18 protein-coding genes and 1 pseudogene are annotated in these 17,912 nt (G+C 60.5%); 6 read left to right on the top strand and 13 right to left on the bottom strand.

Translation table 11 applies throughout. From position 1 onward, the window contains the following. Window positions 1–190 (top strand): annotated as a pseudogene (locus ACXJKO_RS06540) (IS110 family transposase); the annotation flags it as partial. A gap of 14 nt (window positions 191–204) precedes the next feature. Here ACXJKO_RS06540 and ACXJKO_RS06535 read toward each other — a convergent pair. Then, window positions 205–1,281 (bottom strand): right-handed parallel beta-helix repeat-containing protein, encoded by a 1,077-nt coding sequence (locus tag ACXJKO_RS06535; RefSeq protein WP_457090282.1) that lies wholly within the window; start codon window positions 1,279–1,281, stop codon window positions 205–207. A 362-nt stretch (window positions 1,282–1,643) separates the two neighbouring features. Here ACXJKO_RS06535 and ACXJKO_RS06530 point away from each other — a divergent pair, with 362 nt between their 5' ends. Then, entirely contained in the window at window positions 1,644–2,426 is a 783-nt protein-coding gene (locus ACXJKO_RS06530; RefSeq protein WP_457090281.1) for a LuxR C-terminal-related transcriptional regulator, read from the top strand. Between the two features lie 79 nt (window positions 2,427–2,505). On the opposite strand, the gene ACXJKO_RS06525 is transcribed toward ACXJKO_RS06530, so the two are convergent. Then, window positions 2,506–2,733: a DUF6894 family protein gene (locus ACXJKO_RS06525; RefSeq protein ID WP_457090280.1), complete on the bottom strand. Its 228-nt coding sequence runs from the start codon at window positions 2,731–2,733 to the stop codon at window positions 2,506–2,508. Window positions 2,734–3,239: 506 nt separating this feature from the next. Between ACXJKO_RS06525 and ACXJKO_RS06520 the strand changes: the two genes are divergently transcribed. Then, entirely contained in the window at window positions 3,240–3,929 is a 690-nt protein-coding gene (locus ACXJKO_RS06520) for a LuxR C-terminal-related transcriptional regulator (RefSeq protein ID WP_457090279.1), read from the top strand. Window positions 3,930–3,944: 15 nt separating this feature from the next. Here the strand turns inward: ACXJKO_RS06520 and ACXJKO_RS06515 are convergent, their stop codons facing one another. The 6 genes from ACXJKO_RS06515 to ACXJKO_RS06490 all read right to left on the bottom strand — a co-directional run bounded on the left by ACXJKO_RS06515 (window position 3,945) and on the right by ACXJKO_RS06490 (window position 10,263). Beyond that, complete coding sequence (locus ACXJKO_RS06515; protein WP_457090278.1) at window positions 3,945–5,585, bottom strand: GMC family oxidoreductase; 1,641 nt, start codon at window positions 5,583–5,585, stop codon at window positions 3,945–3,947. A 68-nt stretch (window positions 5,586–5,653) separates the two neighbouring features. Continuing rightward, entirely contained in the window at window positions 5,654–6,628 is a 975-nt protein-coding gene (locus ACXJKO_RS06510; RefSeq protein ID WP_457090277.1) for a branched-chain amino acid ABC transporter permease, read from the bottom strand. A 4-nt stretch (window positions 6,629–6,632) separates the two neighbouring features. Beyond that, entirely contained in the window at window positions 6,633–7,520 is an 888-nt protein-coding gene (locus tag ACXJKO_RS06505; RefSeq protein ID WP_457090276.1) for a branched-chain amino acid ABC transporter permease, read from the bottom strand. A gap of 6 nt (window positions 7,521–7,526) precedes the next feature. Further along, window positions 7,527–8,234: an ABC transporter ATP-binding protein gene (locus ACXJKO_RS06500; protein WP_457090275.1), complete on the bottom strand. Its 708-nt coding sequence runs from the start codon at window positions 8,232–8,234 to the stop codon at window positions 7,527–7,529. Next, window positions 8,227–8,985 carry an ABC transporter ATP-binding protein gene (locus ACXJKO_RS06495; RefSeq protein ID WP_457090274.1) on the bottom strand — a complete coding sequence of 253 codons (759 nt, stop codon included), beginning with the start codon at window positions 8,983–8,985 and terminating at the stop codon, window positions 8,227–8,229. The genes ACXJKO_RS06500 and ACXJKO_RS06495 overlap by 8 nt, the downstream gene beginning before the upstream one ends. 69 nt (window positions 8,986–9,054) lie before the next feature. Continuing rightward, window positions 9,055–10,263 (bottom strand): ABC transporter substrate-binding protein, encoded by a 1,209-nt coding sequence (locus tag ACXJKO_RS06490; RefSeq protein ID WP_457090273.1) that lies wholly within the window; start codon window positions 10,261–10,263, stop codon window positions 9,055–9,057. A gap of 298 nt (window positions 10,264–10,561) precedes the next feature. On the opposite strand from ACXJKO_RS06490, the gene ACXJKO_RS06485 reads away from it, so the two are divergent. Next, window positions 10,562–12,046 carry an NAD-dependent succinate-semialdehyde dehydrogenase gene (locus tag ACXJKO_RS06485; protein WP_457090272.1) on the top strand — a complete coding sequence of 495 codons (1,485 nt, stop codon included), beginning with the start codon at window positions 10,562–10,564 and terminating at the stop codon, window positions 12,044–12,046. Window positions 12,047–12,142: 96 nt separating this feature from the next. Here ACXJKO_RS06485 and ACXJKO_RS06480 read toward each other — a convergent pair whose 3' ends face one another. Beyond that, window positions 12,143–12,943 (bottom strand): HAD family hydrolase, encoded by an 801-nt coding sequence (locus tag ACXJKO_RS06480; protein WP_457090271.1) that lies wholly within the window; start codon window positions 12,941–12,943, stop codon window positions 12,143–12,145. A 236-nt stretch (window positions 12,944–13,179) separates the two neighbouring features. Here ACXJKO_RS06480 and ACXJKO_RS06475 point away from each other — a divergent pair, with 236 nt between their 5' ends. Next, window positions 13,180–14,433, top strand: a complete 1,254-nt coding sequence (locus tag ACXJKO_RS06475; RefSeq protein WP_457090270.1) for a glycerate kinase type-2 family protein — start codon at window positions 13,180–13,182, stop codon at window positions 14,431–14,433. A 6-nt stretch (window positions 14,434–14,439) separates the two neighbouring features. Here the strand turns inward: ACXJKO_RS06475 and ACXJKO_RS06470 are convergent, their stop codons facing one another. Continuing rightward, on the bottom strand, window positions 14,440–15,219 hold the full coding sequence (locus ACXJKO_RS06470; protein WP_457090269.1) for a sensor histidine kinase: 780 nt from the start codon (window positions 15,217–15,219) through the stop codon (window positions 14,440–14,442). A 382-nt stretch (window positions 15,220–15,601) separates the two neighbouring features. On the opposite strand from ACXJKO_RS06470, the gene ACXJKO_RS06465 reads away from it, so the two are divergent. Beyond that, the gene (locus tag ACXJKO_RS06465; protein WP_457090268.1) at window positions 15,602–15,781 is read left to right on the top strand and encodes a CsbD family protein; all 180 of its coding nucleotides are present in this window, start codon (window positions 15,602–15,604) and stop codon (window positions 15,779–15,781) included. A gap of 42 nt (window positions 15,782–15,823) precedes the next feature. On the opposite strand, the gene ACXJKO_RS06460 is transcribed toward ACXJKO_RS06465, so the two are convergent. From ACXJKO_RS06460 to ACXJKO_RS06450, 3 genes are read right to left on the bottom strand one after another with little or no spacing between them, the layout of a single operon-like run. Further along, window positions 15,824–16,072, bottom strand: a complete 249-nt coding sequence (locus ACXJKO_RS06460) for a sulfurtransferase TusA family protein (protein ID WP_457090267.1) — start codon at window positions 16,070–16,072, stop codon at window positions 15,824–15,826. Between the two features lie 12 nt (window positions 16,073–16,084). Continuing rightward, window positions 16,085–16,717 (bottom strand): molybdenum cofactor guanylyltransferase MobA, encoded by a 633-nt coding sequence (gene mobA, locus ACXJKO_RS06455; protein WP_457090266.1) that lies wholly within the window; start codon window positions 16,715–16,717, stop codon window positions 16,085–16,087. 6 nt (window positions 16,718–16,723) lie between these two features. Continuing rightward, on the bottom strand, window positions 16,724–17,845 hold the full coding sequence (locus ACXJKO_RS06450; protein WP_457090265.1) for an Mrp/NBP35 family ATP-binding protein: 1,122 nt from the start codon (window positions 17,843–17,845) through the stop codon (window positions 16,724–16,726). Window positions 17,846–17,912 lie beyond the last annotated feature (67 nt).

Raw genomic sequence — 17,912 nt, 5'->3', positions numbered from 1 at the left:
GCGTCAGGCGCTGTACATGCCGGCGCTGGTAGCGGCCCGCTTCAACCCGGATTTGAAAGCCAAGTACCAGGCCCTGCTCGCGGCGGGAAAGCCGGCGAAAGTCGCCCTGACGGCGATCATGCGCAAACTCATCATCTTGGCCAATGCGCTCTTGCGAGATCAGCGAAATTGGTCCCCAAAACCCGCTTGATCAATACGGATACTCTAGCAGGGTTGCTGGGGATTGATCCTCTCGCCGAACTTTCCCGTCGCCTGTGTCCTCTTGCCGGCAACGATGTTCCCGCAAATCTTTCCTTGCGGTCCGGTCAGGATTTTCAGGCTCCCGACCGCATTGTCGCGCAGGGTATTGGCGTAAGCGCTGTTTTGAATGCCATCCCGCTCCGTGTCGCCGCCGAGCCTGATTCCGGCGCCACGATTTCTGTAAACCGTGTTGTGGCGAAATGTATTCCCGTTGCCTCGTGCGTCGAGACCGGCGGAGTTCTTGTCCTTCTGGCCCGTGCAGCGATTGTGTTCGACGATGTTGCCGGAAGAGCCTTCCTTGATATCGACGCATTCATTGCCGCGCGTGTCGAACGTGTTGTGATGGATCCAATTGTCATTGGAACGGTCAACGGCTGAATCCGGCACTCCATTCCTGCCGAGCTGCTCCGGCGCGGTACCGATATAGATTCCCTCGCCATTCTTGCCGCCGCCGTCATAGACGAAATCGTAGATGCCGCAATTCTGAATCGTGGAATGTGCGACCTCGTTGCGCTGTGCCTGATAGCGCAATCTCACGCATTCTCCGCCAGCATTCCTAAGGTGCATCCCGATGATCCGAATGCCTGTGACCCCATCTCCTGCGCGTGTTCCAACCGCATAGATAAGCTTATCCCTGTAAGCATCCTCACTGTCGCCATCGCGATGCTTTCCATCGATCGTGAACCCGCGAAGTTCGATATGATCATGATTGATCTGGACGATGCGCGGCTCTCCGGCTCCGGAGACGATGGCGTCTTTGGGCCCCTCTATGACGATGGCCTCGCCTAGGCGCCCATCCCTGACGGTTCTGAAATCCTGGAAGTATCGCCCTGGAGCAAGGCGGATCGTGTCGCCGGGCATGGCGCGTTCGAGCGCTTTCTGAATGCTCGGAAGCGGATCGGCGCTCGTGCCGGTGCCGGCCTCGTTCGCTGCAGGATCGACCACAAAGGTTTCCGCCAATACGGATTGGGACGCGGGGAGCAGAGCCAGAACGGCGAGGGATGAACAAAGAGCGGTGTGAACGGTCCATGTCGCACGCATGATCGTCTCCATTTCACAATTCGCCGATCTGGAATATGGGAGCGTATTCAACAACGCGCCTTTTCAAGGGCTGTGAATGCGCTCATCATTCAGGCAATATCCGCGCTGTCGAGTCGATTATACGTTATTGCCCCGTTCGCGGAATCTGGTGTCGGAGAGGCCGCGCGACGATAGAAGATTACGACAAGCTGTGCCGTTCATAAAAGTCGAATGATATCAGTTGGAACGGCTCTGAAAGGTTAAATCTTCCTACGGCGCAATTTATACCTCCTAAGCGGTATTCGATAATCCTTTTGCTGCAGTAGTGCGCAAACCGCCGCTCTGTATAATTGGGGGTAATCTTTGCGAAAAGGCTCCCCCACATGTCAAATTTGCTGCAGGTCACTACGATTTTGGGCTGCAAGAACTCCATGCTTCGCGAGGGGCTCCGGCACATCCTGTCGAGTACACGATACAAAGTGCATCCTGACGATTTGACCAGTCGTTTCGCAAGCGGTTTATCGAGCTATGGCTCTCCCTGCCTCTTCGTAATCGACAGCAATCTCTATCCCGGCGAGATCAAGGATATTGTCGAGGATGTGAAAAAGCAGCACCCGGATGGCCATGTGGTCATCCTTGCCGATGGCTTCGACTTCGACGAGTTGAAATCCGTGTTGCAGGCGGGGGCGGACGGATATTGCCTGGCAACGACAGGCTGCGATGCCCTGGTCAAGTACCTGGACCTCGTCATGCTGGGTGAAATCGTCTTCCCATCATCGGCCTTGCTTTCTGCGATGACGATGGGCGGCGAGGTGAGGGAAATCCGCACGGACATATCGCCCATCACGATCCCCGGACCGCAGCCTGAGCGCTCGGCCGAGTCGAAAGAATCGGTGATCAGGACTCTCTCGATCCGCGAGGCCGAGATTCTTCAATGCCTGATGCAGGGCGCGCCCAACAAGGTCATCGCGCGCAAGCTCGATGTCGCAGAGGCGACGGTGAAGGTCCACATCAAGGCGATTCTTCGCAAGATCAGGGTGGCCAACCGCACGCAGGCGGCCATGTGGGCCGTCAACCATCTTTCCAGCCAGGGATCGGACCCAGCCTGGATCCCCACAGGGGAGGGGATGCCCGCTCAAAGCGCATCCCTGATGAAGGTTCTATAAGGCGCCAGTCCCAGCTGCTGCACGCCTGAGAAAGTTCAGTACGACATCGGCAAAAGAGAGCGGCTTGTGCCGCTCTTTTTCAATGAAGGGTTTGATTGAGGTGGAGGGCGAACATTATTTCGCCGGCTTCGTTCATCACCTCGAGTCTCCACCCGGACCACTCGTCGAGATCCATGTCTGCTTCCTGGCGCAGCTCTGCAATGGCCTTCAAGGCCTGAACGCGCGCATGTTCAATATCTCTAACTTCAACGCCTTCATCGTCGATCATCATCTCGTCGTCACAAACTAGATTGAAATAGAATTTCATGGCCCGGTGCAAATGCGCTGCATTGATATGTTGTTTAGTGTACCGCAAGCTTGTTTCCAGTCCTTCAGGTGTGGAATACGATTGCGCCGTCCTCGCTCAAGCTTCGTAACTCAAATGATGAAAGGTTCATATATGACCTTTCGGCCGAGCGGCTCTGATGATCCGGAATTCCCGCGAAAAGCTTGAACTGGCATTGTTGGTGTCAATTTTTAGTAATGATATAAATATACACTAAATAAAGTGCGAGAAATTTACAAATCTTAAAATGAAGTGAATGGGAATGCGTTGTTTAAGTTAGAAATTTAAGCTAATTTCCCTACAGGAATGTTTGCATCATCAACAGGCAATCAAGACCGGAAAGGCATCCTTCGATGCGCAAAAGCTACGATCTGGATGGTTCGCCTCAAACTGCCGCTGTGTCACTGGCGCGAGATGCTGCCTATCCTAGATACCTCGAATTGTCACGTTCCGTGGAACCGCCCCGGACTCAAGCAGCAGACGCGAATGTGGTCTCGACACTTCTCGTCGAACCCAACACGCTGCTTCGCGAAGGGTTGAAGAGGATCCTCGCGGAAACGGCTTACGACCCGGTTGGGCTCTCATCCAACCTGGTGGAAGCCCTGGCAGGGTGGGAGGCCGATGGCAGAGCCTTCCTGCTCATCATGGATGCCGCCCGCGATCACCAGGAGACCTGCCGGCAGGTGCAGCTGCTCAAGGAGCACCAGCCCGCAGCGCGCGTGGTGATGCTCGTCGACGATTACGATCTTGCCGAGGTCTTCGCCGCATTCCAGGCAGGCGCCGACGCTTATCTGATCAAGTCCATCTCCTGCGAGGTTCTGATCAAGACCCTCGATCTCGTCATGCTGGGTGAAACCGTGTTCCCTTCGGCCATTCTCGATCTTCTGCGCGAGCAGGTGATGCAGAAGGCCGACGGCGTCGACATTCAGGAGGCAGGCAAGACCGCCGAGGACAACGTGCCGGCAAAGGGATTGTCGGTCCGTGAAACCGTGATCCTGCGCTGCCTGATGGATGGTGATTCAAACAAGCTGATCGCCCGCAAATTCGACATCACGGAAGCCACCGTCAAAGTGCACGTGAAGGCCATCCTGCGCAAAATTCACGCGAAGAACAGGACCCAGGCCGCCATCTGGGCCGCGAGCCACCTGCCCGCGGACGGACGTCCGTCCACGAACTAGGACGAAGGCGCCGCCTCAGGCCGAACGAAGCACGGGTGTGTTGTCGCGCGCATGATCCTCGAGGATCATGGCCGCTCCCTTCTCGGCGATCATCAGCGTTGGCGAATTCGTGTTGCCGCTCGTGATCGTCGGCATGACGGACGCGTCGATCACGCGAAGCCCTTCGATCCCGCGCACACGCAGCCTTCCGTCGGTGACGGCCATCGGATCCGTATCGGTGCCCATTTTGGCCGTGCCGACCGGGTGAAAGATCGTCGTACCGATGTCGCGGGCGCCGTTGAGCAGTTCCTCATCCGTCGTCAAGCTTGCTCCGGGCTTGTACTCCTCTGGGCGATATTTCTGAAGCGCTGGCATCGAAACGATGTGTCTCACCAGACGCAGCGAGTCGACCGCTACGCGCTGGTCCTCATCCGTCGCAAGATAGTTCGGCCGAATGAAGGGCGCGTCAGCCGGATCGCCGCTGCGAATCGCAACCGTGCCGCGGCTTGTCGGGCGCAGGTTGCAGACGCTTGCCGTGAAGGCGGGGAAGGGATGCGGATCTTCCCCGAACTTGTCCAGCGACAGAGGCTGGATGTGAAACTGGAGATTGGGCGTCGCATAATCCGGCGACGAGCGCGTGAAGGCGCCGAGCTGCGACGGCGCCATGGTCAGCGGGCCCTTGCGGAAGAGGGCGTATTCGAGAGCCATCCGGCCCTTCTTCATGAGCGAGCGATAATCCTCGTTCAGGGTGCGAACGCCGTGGACCTTGTAGATCGGGCGTAGCTGAAGGTGATCCTGCAGGTTTGCGCCGACGCCCGGCAGGTCCTGAAGCGGCTCGATGCCATGCTCCCKCAGCAGCGTTGCGCCGCCGAYACCGGAGAGCTGCAGCAGTTTGGGCGAGGCGATGGCGCCGGCCGACAGGATGACCTCCTTGCGCGCGAGGATACGGCGCAAGGTGCCGTTCTGCAGGATCTCCACGCCGATGGCGCGCTTGCCCTCAAAAAGGATGCGCGTGGCATGCGCATGAATTTCGAGAGTGAGGTTCGGACGGGAGAGGGCGGGCTTGAGGAAGCCGCGCGCGGCCGACCAGCGCCTGCCGCCCTTCTGGTTCACATGGAAATAGGAAATGCCTTCGTTGCTTCCCGTGTTGAAGTCGCTCACGCGCGGGATGCCGGCCTCGACGGCGGCTTCGATGAAGGTGTCGAGGATGTCCCAGCGCAGGCGCGCCGCCTCGACGCGCCATTCCCCGCCCGCACCATGGTGCTCGCCCGCTCCGAGATAATGATCGACGTGCTGACGGAAGATCGGCTTCACGTCGTCCCAGGCCCAGCCCTCGAGTCCCATCTGCCGCCAGTTGTCGTAATCTTCCTTCTGGCCGCGCATATAGACCATGGCGTTGATGGCCGAGCAGCCGCCCAGCACCTTGCCGCGGGGATAGTTGAGGATGCGGTTGTTCAGGCCGGGCTCGCTCTCCGTCTTGAACATCCAATCCGCGCGCGGATTACCGATGGCGAAGAGATAGCCGACGGGAATGTGATACCAGATCCAGTTATCCTTGCCGCCTGCTTCGAGCACGCAGACCTGGTTGCGCGAATCCTTGGACAGGCGGTTCGCCAGGACGCAACCGGCGGAGCCTGCGCCGACGACGACGTAATCGAATGTATTGGTGTTGGACATGGCCTGCCTCCATTGGCAGCTTTGCCGATCGTGAAGCGCCGGATTGGTCCGGCGCTTATGCAGTTTCCTTATACGGCCCCTTTGGGCTTGCGCTTCAGCAGTTCCAGGATCTCGCCCACGATGCCCCGGCGGAACAGCAGCACGCAGATCACGAAGATGATGCCGATCAGCACCGTCACGGGGAAGTCCCACGCGGCGAGATAGTTCTGCAAGGCGATCACGAGGCCCGCGCCGACGACGGGGCCGATCATCGTGCCGATGCCGCCGAGAAGGGTCATGAGGATCACCTCGCCTGACATCTGCCATGTTACGTCGGTGAGGGTTGCGAACTGGAAGACTATGGCCTTCGTTCCACCGGCAAGGCCCGCGAGCGCCGCCGACATGACGAAGGCGCCGAGCTTGTAGCGATCGACCCGGTAGCCCAAGGAAACCGCGCGCTTCTCGTTCTCGCGGATCGCCTTGAGGATGTTGCCGAAGGGCGAGTTTACGATGCGCCAGATGAGGAAGAGGCCGATCAGGAAGATCGCCAATGTCACGTAATACATCGTGTACTGGTCGCTGAGGTCGATCAGGCCGAGCAGATAACCGCGCGGCACGCCCTGGATGCCATCTTCGCCATGGGTGAAAGGCGCCTGGAGGCAGAGAAAGAAGAACATCTGCGACAGCGCCAGCGTGATCATGGCGAAGTAGATGCCCTGGCGACGGATGGCGAGCAGGCCCATGACGAGGCCCATCACGGCAGCGCCGGCGACGCCCAGGAGGATTCCTGTCAGTGGCTCCCAGCCCCAGACCTTGACGGCATGGGCCGTGAAATAGGCCGCACCGCCGAAGAAGGCTGCATGGCCGAAGGAGAGAAGGCCGACATATCCGATGAGCAGGTTGAATGCGCAGGCGAAGAGCGCAAAGCACAGCATGCTCATCAGGATGCCGGTGTAGAAATAGAACGGCGCTGCCAGTAATATCGCGATGGCGATGACGCCGAGGATCAGGTTGGTGGTGCGCAGTTTTGGCTGCTCTGCGATGACCTGTGTTCCGACAGCCATGATGTTACTCCTCACGCCCAAAGAGACCCGCCGGCCTGACGAGCAGAACGATGGCCATGATAACGAAAATGACGATGCTCGACGCCTGCGGGTAGAACACCTTCGTGAGCCCTTCGAGCACGCCCAGCATGTAGCCGGTGACGATGGCGCCGAGGATCGACCCCATGCCGCCGACGACCACGACCGCGAAGACGATGATGATGAGGTTCGTCCCCATCAGCGGGCTCACCTGATAGATCGGTGCCGCTAGCACGCCCGCGAGAGCGGCGAGCGCCGCGCCGAGACCGTAAGTGAGCGTCAGGAGAAGCGGCACGTTCACGCCGAAGGCCTGGACCAGCGTGGCGTTCTCTGTCGCCGCGCGCAAATATGCGCCGAGCCTTGTCTTCTCGATGAGAAGCCACGTACCGATGCAGACGATAAGCGAGGCGATGACGACCCAGCCGCGATAGATCGGCATGAACATGAAGCCGAGATTCACCGCCCCGGTGAGCTGCTCCGGAGGCGCATAGGGATTTCCGGCCGCACCGAACCAGTAGCGGAATGCTCCCTCGAGGATGAGGGCCAGACCGAAGGTCAGCAGAAGTCCATAAAGCGGATCGATGCCATAAAGCCGGCGCAGCATGAGACGCTCGATGAGCATCGCGATTGCGCCCACGATGATGGGGGCCAGCACGAGGGAGGGCCAATAGCCGATGCCGCCATAGGTGAGCAGCAGATAGGCTGCGAAGGCACCCAGCATATACTGTGCGCCATGGGCGAAGTTGATGACGCGCAGCAGCCCGAAGATCACCGCGAGGCCGAGGCTGAGCATGGCGTAGAACGAGCCGTTGATCAGGCCGATGAGGATCTGACCGTAGAGCGCAGGGGTGGGAATGCCGAAAATCGTACTCATGATGCTCTAAACTCCCAGCACTTCGTGAAGCTCGTTCATGCGGGCATCGAGTTCATGCCCGGGGAACGAGTTCACCATCCGCCCGTCCTCCATGAGGTAGAAACGGTCTGCGACCTTGCGCGCGAAGCGGAAATTCTGTTCGACGAGAAGAATGGTCATGCCGCGTTTCTTGAGTTCCACCAGCACATCGCCGATGCGCTGGACGATGACGGGCGCGAGGCCTTCCGTCGGCTCATCCAGCAGGATGACTTTCGCGCCGGTGCGAAGAATGCGGGCAATAGCCAGCATCTGTTGCTCGCCGCCGGAGAGCTTGGTGCCCTGGCTCGTGCGCCGCTCGTGCAGGTTGGGAAAGAGGGTGTAGATCTCCTCCACGCTCATGCCACCTTCCGAAACGGTCGGAGGCAGGGCGAGATTCTCCGAGACATTGAGGCTCGCGAAGATTCCACGTTCCTCGGGCACATAGCCGATGCCGGCTTGCGCGACCTTGTGCAGGGGCAGGCTCAGCAGATCCTTGCCGCGCAATTTGATGACGCCCTCGCGGCGGCGCAGGATTCCCATGATGGCGCGTAAAGTGGTGGTCTTGCCGGCGCCATTGCGGCCGAGCAGCGTCACGGTTTCGCCCTCGCGGATATCGAGATCGACACCGTGGAGCACGTGGCTTTCGCCGTACCATGCGTTCAGTCCGCGAACTTCGAGGAGAGGCGCGTTACTCATGCTCGGTCCCCATATAGGCTTCACGCACGCGCGGATCGGCGCTCACGGCCTCGTAAGTTCCATCGGACAGAATCTCGCCGCGCGCGAGAACCGTGACGCGGTCGCAGAGATCGGAAACGACATGCAGGTTGTGCTCGACCATGAGCACCGTGCGGCTTTTCGCGATGCGCCGGATCAGGTCGGTGATGCGGCCGATATCCTCATGGCCCATGCCGGCCATCGGCTCGTCCAGCAGCAGCATGGCGGGATCGAGCGCGAGCGTCGTCGCGATTTCGAGCGCGCGCTTGCGGCCATAGGACAGTTCGGACGCGGTCAGGTCCGCATAGGTCGAGAGATTGACGGCGTCGATCAGCTCCATCGCCCGGTCGTCGAGAGCCGACAGGCTGTTGGAAGAGCGCCAGAACTGCGTGGCAAGGCCGGACGGGCGCTGCAAAGCCACGCGCACATTGTCGAGCACGGTCAGATGCGGGAACACCGCCGAGATCTGGAAAGAGCGCACGAGGCCGAGGCGCGCGACCTCGGCGGGCTTCATGCGCGTAATGTTCTCCCCGCGAAAATGAATTTCGCCGCGCGTCGGCGTAAGAAACTTGGTGAGAAGATTGAAGACGGTGGTCTTGCCGGCGYCGTTGGGGCCGATCAAGGCGTGGATCGTTCCTTCATTGACGGTCAACGTCACGTTCTTCACGGCGAGGAAGCCGCGGAATTCCATGGTGAGGCCCGAGGCGCTCAATATCGGTTTGGTACTGACCATATGGCAGCCATCATCCTCTTAAAAAGAGAGGTGGGGATGCATGGCGCATCCCCACCGGAATCACAACGCTTACTGCGTGAGCTGGCAGCCGCTGTCGGCGGCCTTCATGTAGGCCTGATCGCCGGGCACCTTGGCGAGCTGCTTGTACATGTCCCACTCGCCCTTGCTCTCTTCGGGCTTCTTCACCTGGAAGAGGAACATGTCGTAGACCATGCGACCGTTGGGCAGCACCTTGCCGTTCTTGGCGAAGATGTCCTGAACCGGCATTTCATGCAGGAGCTTCGCCACCGGCTCGGTCGCATCCGTTCCGGCCTTCTCGACCGCCTTCAGGTATTGCAGCACGGTGGAATAGGTGCCCATGTGAATCATGTTGGGCATGCGGCCGGTCTTTTCCTGGAAGCGCTTCGCGAAGGCGCGGTTCTCGTCGCTCTGGTCCCAGTACCAGCCTTCCGTCAGCGTCAGGCCCTGCGCTGCCTTCAGGCCGAGGCCCTTCACTTCGGCGAGCGTGAACAGCAGAGCCGCAAGGCGCGTGCCGCCCTGGGTGATGCCGAACTCGGCGGCCTGCTTGATGGCGTTGGCGGTGTCGAGACCCGCATTGGCCATGCCGATCACGTTCGCGCCTGAACTCTGCGCCTGTAGCAGGAACGACGAGTAATCGGTGGCGGCGAGCGGATGGCGGACGGAGCCGACGACCTGACCGCCCTTCGACTTCACGAACTTGGAGGTCTGGTCTTCAAGCGAGTAACCGAAGGCATAGTCCGCAGTGAGGAAGAACCACTTGTTGCCGCCGTTTTCCACCAGCGCGCCGCCTGTGCCGACTGCGAGCGCGTGCGTGTCATAGGCCCAGTGGAAGCCGTAGGGCGAGCACTGCTTTCCAGTGAGGTCGGTTGTCGCCGCACCGGTCGTCATGGTAATTTTCTTTTTGTCCTTCGACAGGCCCTGCACGGCGAGCGCGACGGAGGATGTGGTCAGCTCCATGATGGTATCGACCTTGTCCGTGTCGTACCATTGACGGGCAATGCTGGAGGCGACATCGGGCTTGTTCTGATGGTCGGCGCTGACGATCTCCACCGGCACGCCGAGAACTTTGCCGCCGAAATCCTGAACCGCCATGCGGGCCGCTTCGACGGAAGATTTGCCGCCGAAATCGGCATAGACGCCGGATTGGTCATTCAGGATGCCGATTTTCACTACACCGTCGGAAGCCTGCTGCGCAAAGGCCGACGATGCTGCTACGGTGCAGCTTAGGGCAAACAGAAGTGGCTTGAGAACTTGCATCTTTCTTCCCTTCATGGAGCGAGGCCAGGTTTGCCCTGCCTTGTGTTGAGCCGCATGGTGAAACCACCAAAATGGACGGTCAAGAGAAGGTAACGAGCGTTTCGATCTTAGCAATGCGATGGCGTTTCATCCTTAAGTCGCAAATATTCTCAAAGGGCTGCCCTGTTTGCCTAATCCATAGGCTTATCCCGCCGGAACAGCATTCCTGCCCGGCGTGGATAAGCGGTTCACATGAGACGGGGAGAGCCTATATCTGGCTTGAAGATCCCCCTTATTTCACAGGTTGGAGTGAAGCCCGATGACCGTTCATGCCGCACCGTCCCATCGCATTCCTGATTTGAAGGATGCGTCCCTGCTCGTGTCGCAGGCCTATGTGGCCGGCGAATGGATCGATGCCCCGGACGGCAAGTCCATCCCGGTCACCGATCCTGCCGACGGCAGCATCATCGCCCACGTGCCCGATCTCGGCCCCGAGGTGGCGCGCCGCGCCATCGATACSGCCCACGCGGTGCAGAAGGACTGGGCCAAGCGTCCCGCCAAGGAGCGCAGCGCCGTCCTGAAACGCTGGTACGATCTCATCATCGCCAATGCCGACGATCTCGCCCTCATCCTCACCACCGAGCAGGGCAAGCCGCTGGCTGAGGCCAAGGGCGAGGTGATCTCCAATGCCGCCTATATCGAGTGGTTCGCCGAAGAGGCCAAGCGCATCGACGGCGACATCATTCCCGGCGCCAATCCCGGCCAGCGCATCCTGGTGCTCAAGCAGCCGGTCGGCGTGTGCGCCGCCATCACCCCCTGGAACTTCCCCAATGGCATGATCACCCGCAAGGTCGGTCCGGCGCTCGCCGCCGGCTGCACCATGGTGCTCAAGCCCGCTGCCCAGACGCCGCTCTCGGCSCTGGCGCTCGCGGTGCTGGCCGAGCGGGCCGGGGTGCCCAAAGGCGCGTTCTCGGTGATCACCGGCGAGGCCAAGCCGATCGGCGAGGAGTTCTGCCGCAACCCGAAAGTGGCCAAGATCACCTTCACCGGCTCGACCAATGTCGGGCGCTGGCTCATGCGCGAGGCAGCCGACGGCATCAAGCGACTGTCGCTCGAGCTCGGCGGCAATGCGCCGTTCATCGTGTTCGACGATGCCGATCTCGATGCGGCGGTGGAGGGGGCTCTCGCCTCCAAGTTCCGCAATGCCGGGCAGACCTGTGTGTGCGCCAACCGCATTTATGTGCAGGAGGGTGTGGCCGATGCCTTCGCCGAGAAGTTCGCCGCCAAGGCGAAAGGCTTCAAGCTCGGCCGGGGCACGGAGACCGGGGTGTCGATGGGACCGCTGATCGACGACCGGGCGGTTGCCAAGATGGAGGAGCACGTAGCCGATGCGCTGGCGAAGGGCGGTAAGCTGGTGCTCGGCGGCAAGCGCTCGGAGTTGGGCGGCACGTTCTTCGAGCCCACCGTGATGACGGGGATCACGCAAGCGATGAAGGTGACGAAGGAGGAGACGTTCGCGCCGCTGGCGCCGATCATCACGTTTGCGGACGAGGCGGATGTGATTGCGATGGCGAACGACACGGAGTTCGGTCTGGCATCGTATTTCTATGCCAAGGACATGGCCCGCGTCTGGCGCGTGGCGGAGGCGCTGGAGAGCGGGATGGTGGGCGTGAACACGCCGGCGCTCGCCAACGAGATGGCGCCGTTCGGCGGCGTGAAGCAGTCGGGGCTTGGCCGTGAGGGCTCGAAGTACGGCATCGAGGGTTTCCTTGAGATCAAGTATATCGCTCTCTCGGGGCTGTGACGCGCGAGCCGCTGGATCATCTGTTCGAACAAAGAAAAACCCTGCTCGGTCGAGGCCGGGCAGGGTTTTCAAGATCGGGGCCGATGATCGGAATGCCTAGCGCTGACGTGCGTTCAGCAGAAGATCTGCCAACTCCGCAAAACCATCCCCGGAATGGCCTTTGGCAATATAGGCAGGCTTGTTCTTCAAGCGATGTGCGAAAGCATGAACATTGGCGACGCCCACACTGAGAGGGAATGCCTCGAACATGGGTTCGTCATTGGGCGAGTCGCCCGCGTAGATCACGCATTCCTTCGCCTGCTCCCAGGTGAGGCCGAACACGTCGGCAAGCAGCGTCTTGGCCATGCTGAGTTTGTTGTAATCGCCGAACCAACCATTCACATGGATCGAGCTGACCTTCGCCTGGGCTCCATGACGCTCGAAGATGGAAACGATCCTGTCGACCTCCGACTCGGGGAGGGCGGGAACGTCCTCGCAGAAATCGATGGCGAGATCCGCGACGCGAAAGGCTTGGTCGCTGGCAAGGGCCGAGCCCGGCACCGATGACAGCACATCCTTCTCGATGGCATCGAGCTTGGCGCGATTGCGCTTCAGCTCTTCAGGCTTCGCCCAAAAATGCTGATGCATCTTCTTGGCGGTGCGGTCGTAGCGGAAATAGAAAGCGCCGTTCTCGCCGACGATGGCATCGACCGGCCACATGCGGGCGATGTGATCGCACCAGCCGGCGGGGCGGCCTGTCACCGGGATCACGAGAAAGCCCGCTTTTTGCAGGTTCTCCAAAGCGGCATAGGCCGAGGCCGTCAGAATGCCTTCAGAGGTAATCGTATCGTCGATATCGGTCAGGGTCACGCGAACCGAACGTGCCTTTTCCAGCGGCAACTGAGACAGGGGAGTCATGCCGCACCTCCTGGCATGGTGGATGGGGCTAAGCAGCCAGTCTTGATCATGGGCAGGCATTTCCTTCGCAGACATTCGTTAGGCGAGTAAACGACGGTTTGGCACGGCATCAAGCACAATTGGGTGGAATGTTCCAACATTTTTGCCGAAGCCGGGCCATTTTCCCAGCCTTGCCCACAGCCCGGCCAAGAGCGATCCCTGCTGAACCAGGGCCAGTTCTGTCGTAATCTGGGCGCATGACAAACGATGTCCTGATTCTGCGCGCCATCTTCGATGCAGCCCTTGAGGCCGCCCTGCCGGATGGAAAATTCGACGGGCGCCTGCCGCCCCGGCCGAAGGGACGGACCATCGTTCTTGGAGCGGGCAAGGCGTCCGCCCGCATGGCAGCGGCGTTCGAGGAGGCATGGGGCCGCGCGGGTGGAACCTGCGAGGGGCTCGTCGTCACGCGCTACGGCCATGCGGTGCCGACACAATCCATCGAAATCGTCGAGGCGGCACATCCTGTTCCCGACGATGCCGGCCTTCGGGCGGCGGGACGCATTCTCGAACTTGCGAGGGAGGTCGGGCCTGACGACCTCGTGGTCTGCCTCATCTCCGGTGGCGCATCGGCGCTTCTGTCGCTTCCAGCTGAGGGAATTACATTCGCCGACAAGCAGGCGCTCAATCGCGCACTGCTGAAATCCGGTGCTCCGATTGGCGAAATGAATCTGGTGCGCAAGTCTCTCTCCGCCATCAAGGGCGGCAGGCTCGCAGAGGCGGTCAGGCCTGCTCGGATCGTGACCTATCTCATCTCCGATGTACCGGGCGACGATCCATCCAGCATCGGCTCCGGCCCGACGATCCCTGAGCGCATCGATCCGCAGACGGCCCTGTCGATCCTGCGCAAATACGATATCGATGTGCCTGCTCATGTGGTGAAAGCCATCAAGGCAAACGCCGTGGAAGATGCTGGGGCTGGCGGTGATCTTCACATGCTGGCCACGCCGAAGATGGCGCTGGATGCGGCTGCCGCAAAGGCGCGTGAGTTTGGATTGACACCGTTGATCCTCGGCGATGCCATCGAGGGTGAGGCGCGCGAGGCAGGCCGCGTTATGGCCGGCATCGCACGATCCGCGATGATGCATGGCGAGCCGGTCAGGGCACCTTGCGTTCTGCTCTCAGGCGGTGAAACGACGGTGACCGTGCGCGGCTCCGGACGGGGTGGACGCAATGCGGAATTCCTGCTCGCCTTGGCGCTGGCGCTGCGCAATGAACCGAAGATCTCCGCGATTGCCTGCGACACGGATGGCATCGACGGATCGGAGGATAATGCCGGGGCCTGGTTCGATGTCGCGATGTTCGACATGGCCCGCGAGAAGGGCGTCGACCTCGATGCGCATCTTGCCGGCAACGATGCCTATTCGGCTTTCGCAGCCCTCGACCGACTCGTCGTCACCGGTCCGACGCTGACCAACGTGAACGATTTTCGCGCCATCCTCATTCGCCTGTGAGGAGAGTCAGAAGACGTTCGTCGCGCCCGTCACGTTCTTCTCGGGGATGGTCATCGTGACAGTTGCGCCTTTGCCTTCCTGACTCTCGATCTGCAAGCCACCTCCGTGCAGCTTGAGGATGTGCCAAGCGAGGCTGAGCCCCAAGCCCGTGCCGGGCAATTGCTTGGCGTTCCGTCCCCTGAAGAAGGGCTGCATCAGGAAAGGCAGATCCCATTCGGAAATGCCGATGCCTTCATCCTTGACGACAATCGAGATGCCATTCTCCATCGCACGGGCGGTCACGCTCACCACGCAATCGGGCGGCGAATATTTCATGGCGTTGGACACGACGATCACGACAACCTGTTCGAGCAGGATCGGGTCACCGATGATCGTTTCCGGCAATCCCTGAATATCAGTGATGAAGGGGCGTGCGGGCTCGTGGCTGCTCTGTTCATGGCAGGCGCGCCTGATTAAAGCTTCAGGATTGAACTCGCTCGGATTCAGCAGCATGCCGCCGGCGCTGGCGCGCGTATAGGACATGATCATCTCGATCAGCTCGTCGAGACGCAGGCTGGCGCGCCAAATCCTTTCCGCCCGGCCTCGAACATCCTCGACACTCATCTTGTCCGCGCGGCGCATGAGGCCTTGGGCGAGGGCATTGACGGCTGAGAGGGGCGTCCTGAGCTGATGGGCGAGAAGCGCGATACGGTCGAGCGGCTGAGCGGTTTTCTTCAAACCGGTTCGGCTGTCGCTCGCGCGCGCAGTTTTGGGCGGCTCCTTCGGAGCCCTTGGTGCAGAGGACACAGGAAACTCTTCGGTCCACAAGAATATAACATTTATTCCCCCGCTGCTCGAATTAGAGCGGCCAAGCCTGATGTCCATGAGCGCAATGAGATAACCGAGCGAATTATTGGGGATTGTTCATGCAGTGTTACGCAAAGGATGCGCATTGTGTCCGTCATGCAACATCATCGCCTGAGGATAATATTCAATAATGTTTTCGTGATTTAATCATACAAAGACCAGTTAGGTCAGAAAGCTCTGGATCGATCTAAATCTTGTAATTGCTAAAATTAAACTGTTCGATTTGTCGCTGACAGATTTCACTCTATGCTATGGCTGAGCTTGAAACCTTCCGAAGCGCAGGGCGTTTTTATCCCAGAGTTCCAATTTTGGGAGAAGCATCATGGATCGTGATCGCACTGAAGGCAGCATGAAGAACATCAAGGGCCGTGTGAAGGAAGGTATTGGAAAGGCCGTCGGAGACTCCAAGCTCGAGACCGAAGGCAAGATGGATAAGGCCGAGGGTCGCATTCAGAACACCGTTGGCGGCCTGAAAGACAGCTTGCGCAAGCGGGACGAATAACACGAATTTTTGATAATGGCCCGGCTCGAAGCCGGGCCTTTTTTATACCTGCGCCTTGCGGATGACGAAGATGACCGTGTTGCCATCGTGCTGCTGATCGAGAAGGGCATCGCCGAGTTCGCGAATAAGATTGGGCACATCGATTCCGGCCAGAGGGTCGGTGCAGGTGACGCGAAGCTGATCGCCGGGTTCCATGGACGAGAGGGCTTTGCGGGTGCGCAGCACCGGCAGCGGGCATTTCAGGCCGGACAGGTCCAGTTCCACCATTGCATTTCTCCCGATCTGGCTCATCCGCCGCGCTTCTTAGCGGCGGACGGTGTTGGGCTCAACCAGCCCATGCGCCTTCGCGAGATCCTCCGGTGTGTTGATGTTGAAGAATGGATCGCTTGGTTCGGCGGACCACTCAGCCCGCGCCAATCCATGAGGTCGCACCCAGTCCTCTACCCGGCGCATATCCTTCTCGACGAGAGCCTGTAGGAGATCCTGCTTCAGGCGGACAGGCCATAGCCCGATCACGAAGTGATCACGCGAAGCCGATGAGGCGCAGGCGAGGGGCCGGCCTTCAGCTCGGCGCGCATTATGGAGCCGCTGGACAAGATCCTGCGGGATCAAAGGTGTATCCGCCGGAACGCTGACGACCCATTCCAGGGAGGGGCGGTGAATGGCTGTCCATTCGAGCGCTGCCAGGATTCCCGCCAGCGGCCCGAGGTGACCGGAAACCGAATCCGGCACGATCGGCAGGCCCAAAGCGCCGAACCGCGCCGGGTCGCCATTTGCATTGAGGATCAGGCCCTCGCATTGCGGCGCAAGCCGTTCACGAACATGGGAGAGCAGCGGGCGGCCCTCCAATTCCAGCAGAGCCTTGTCGGCCCCATTCATGCGGCGTGCCAGTCCGCCGCCGAGGATGACGCCCAGTGTGGCGGGGTAGGGCGCCATGTAGCCTTACTCGATCACGATGCGCGGAGTCGGGCGAGCCGCAGCGCCTCCGGACAGGGCGGACCAGATCTGTTGCGCCATGTCCTTATAGGTCGCGGCATGAGGCCCTTCCGGCTCGACCGCGACCACGGGGCGGCCCGCATCCGACAATTCGCGGATCGACATGTTGAGGGGCACCTCGCCCAGGAAGGGAACACCGAGGCGCTCGGCTTCTGCCCGTGCACCGCCATGGCCGAAGATATGGGAAGTCTCGCCGCAATGGGGACAGACGAAGGTCGCCATGTTCTCGACGATGCCTAGGATTGGAATTTCCACGCGCTTGAACATGGAGACGCCGCGCCGGGCATCGATAAGGGCGAGATCCTGCGGCGTGGAGACGATCACGGCTCCGGCCAAGGGCGTCGCCTGTGCCATGGTGAGTTGGGCGTCGCCGGTGCCGGGGGGCATGTCCACCACGAGCACGTCGAGATCGCCCCAGGCTACCTCGCGCAGCATCTGCGTGATCGCCGACATGACCATGGGGCCGCGCCAGATCATGGCCGCTTCCTCTTCCACCAGGAAGCCGATGGACATGACCTTGAGGCCGTAGGCTTCCATGGGTTCGAGAACGCGATTCTCGAGCAGCCGGGGCTTGCCGTGGATGCCGAGAAGCTTGGGCATGGAAGGGCCGTAGATGTCGGCATCGAGAATGCCCACCTTGAGGCCCAGGGACGCAAGGCCAAGCGCCAGATTGCAGGCGGTGGTCGACTTGCCGACGCCGCCCTTGCCGGAGGCGACCGCTATCACATGCTGCACGCCCGGAATGCGCTGGTTCTTGGGCTGCGCGGCAGCGCGGGGGCGTTGCTGGGCGGAGGGTGCCGCGGGAGGGGAGCCGGGAGCACGGTCGGCTGTAAGGCTGGCGAAGACGCCCTTCACACCCGGCAGGCCTTGCACGGCAATCGCAGCGGCCTGACGCACGCGCTCCATGGCGGTGGCTTCCGATGGCTCGATGGCGATGGAGAACATGACCCGGCCCGCATCGTCGATATGGACGTCGGAGAGGCGCCCCGATGCGGCAAGGTTCGTTCCGTTGGCATCGACCGGCACGGCCGACAACGCCTGCAGCACATCTTCACGGGTGATCGCCACGATGGATACTCCTGGGCTCGATCCGACAACAGATTCTTAGCCTCATGTATAGGGCGAAACGCTCCGC

It is taken from the genome of Microvirga sp. P5_D2 (assembly GCF_054049475.1).
The sequence above is the reverse complement of the archived record's forward strand: the minus strand, read 5'-3'. Positions and strand labels throughout refer to the sequence as shown.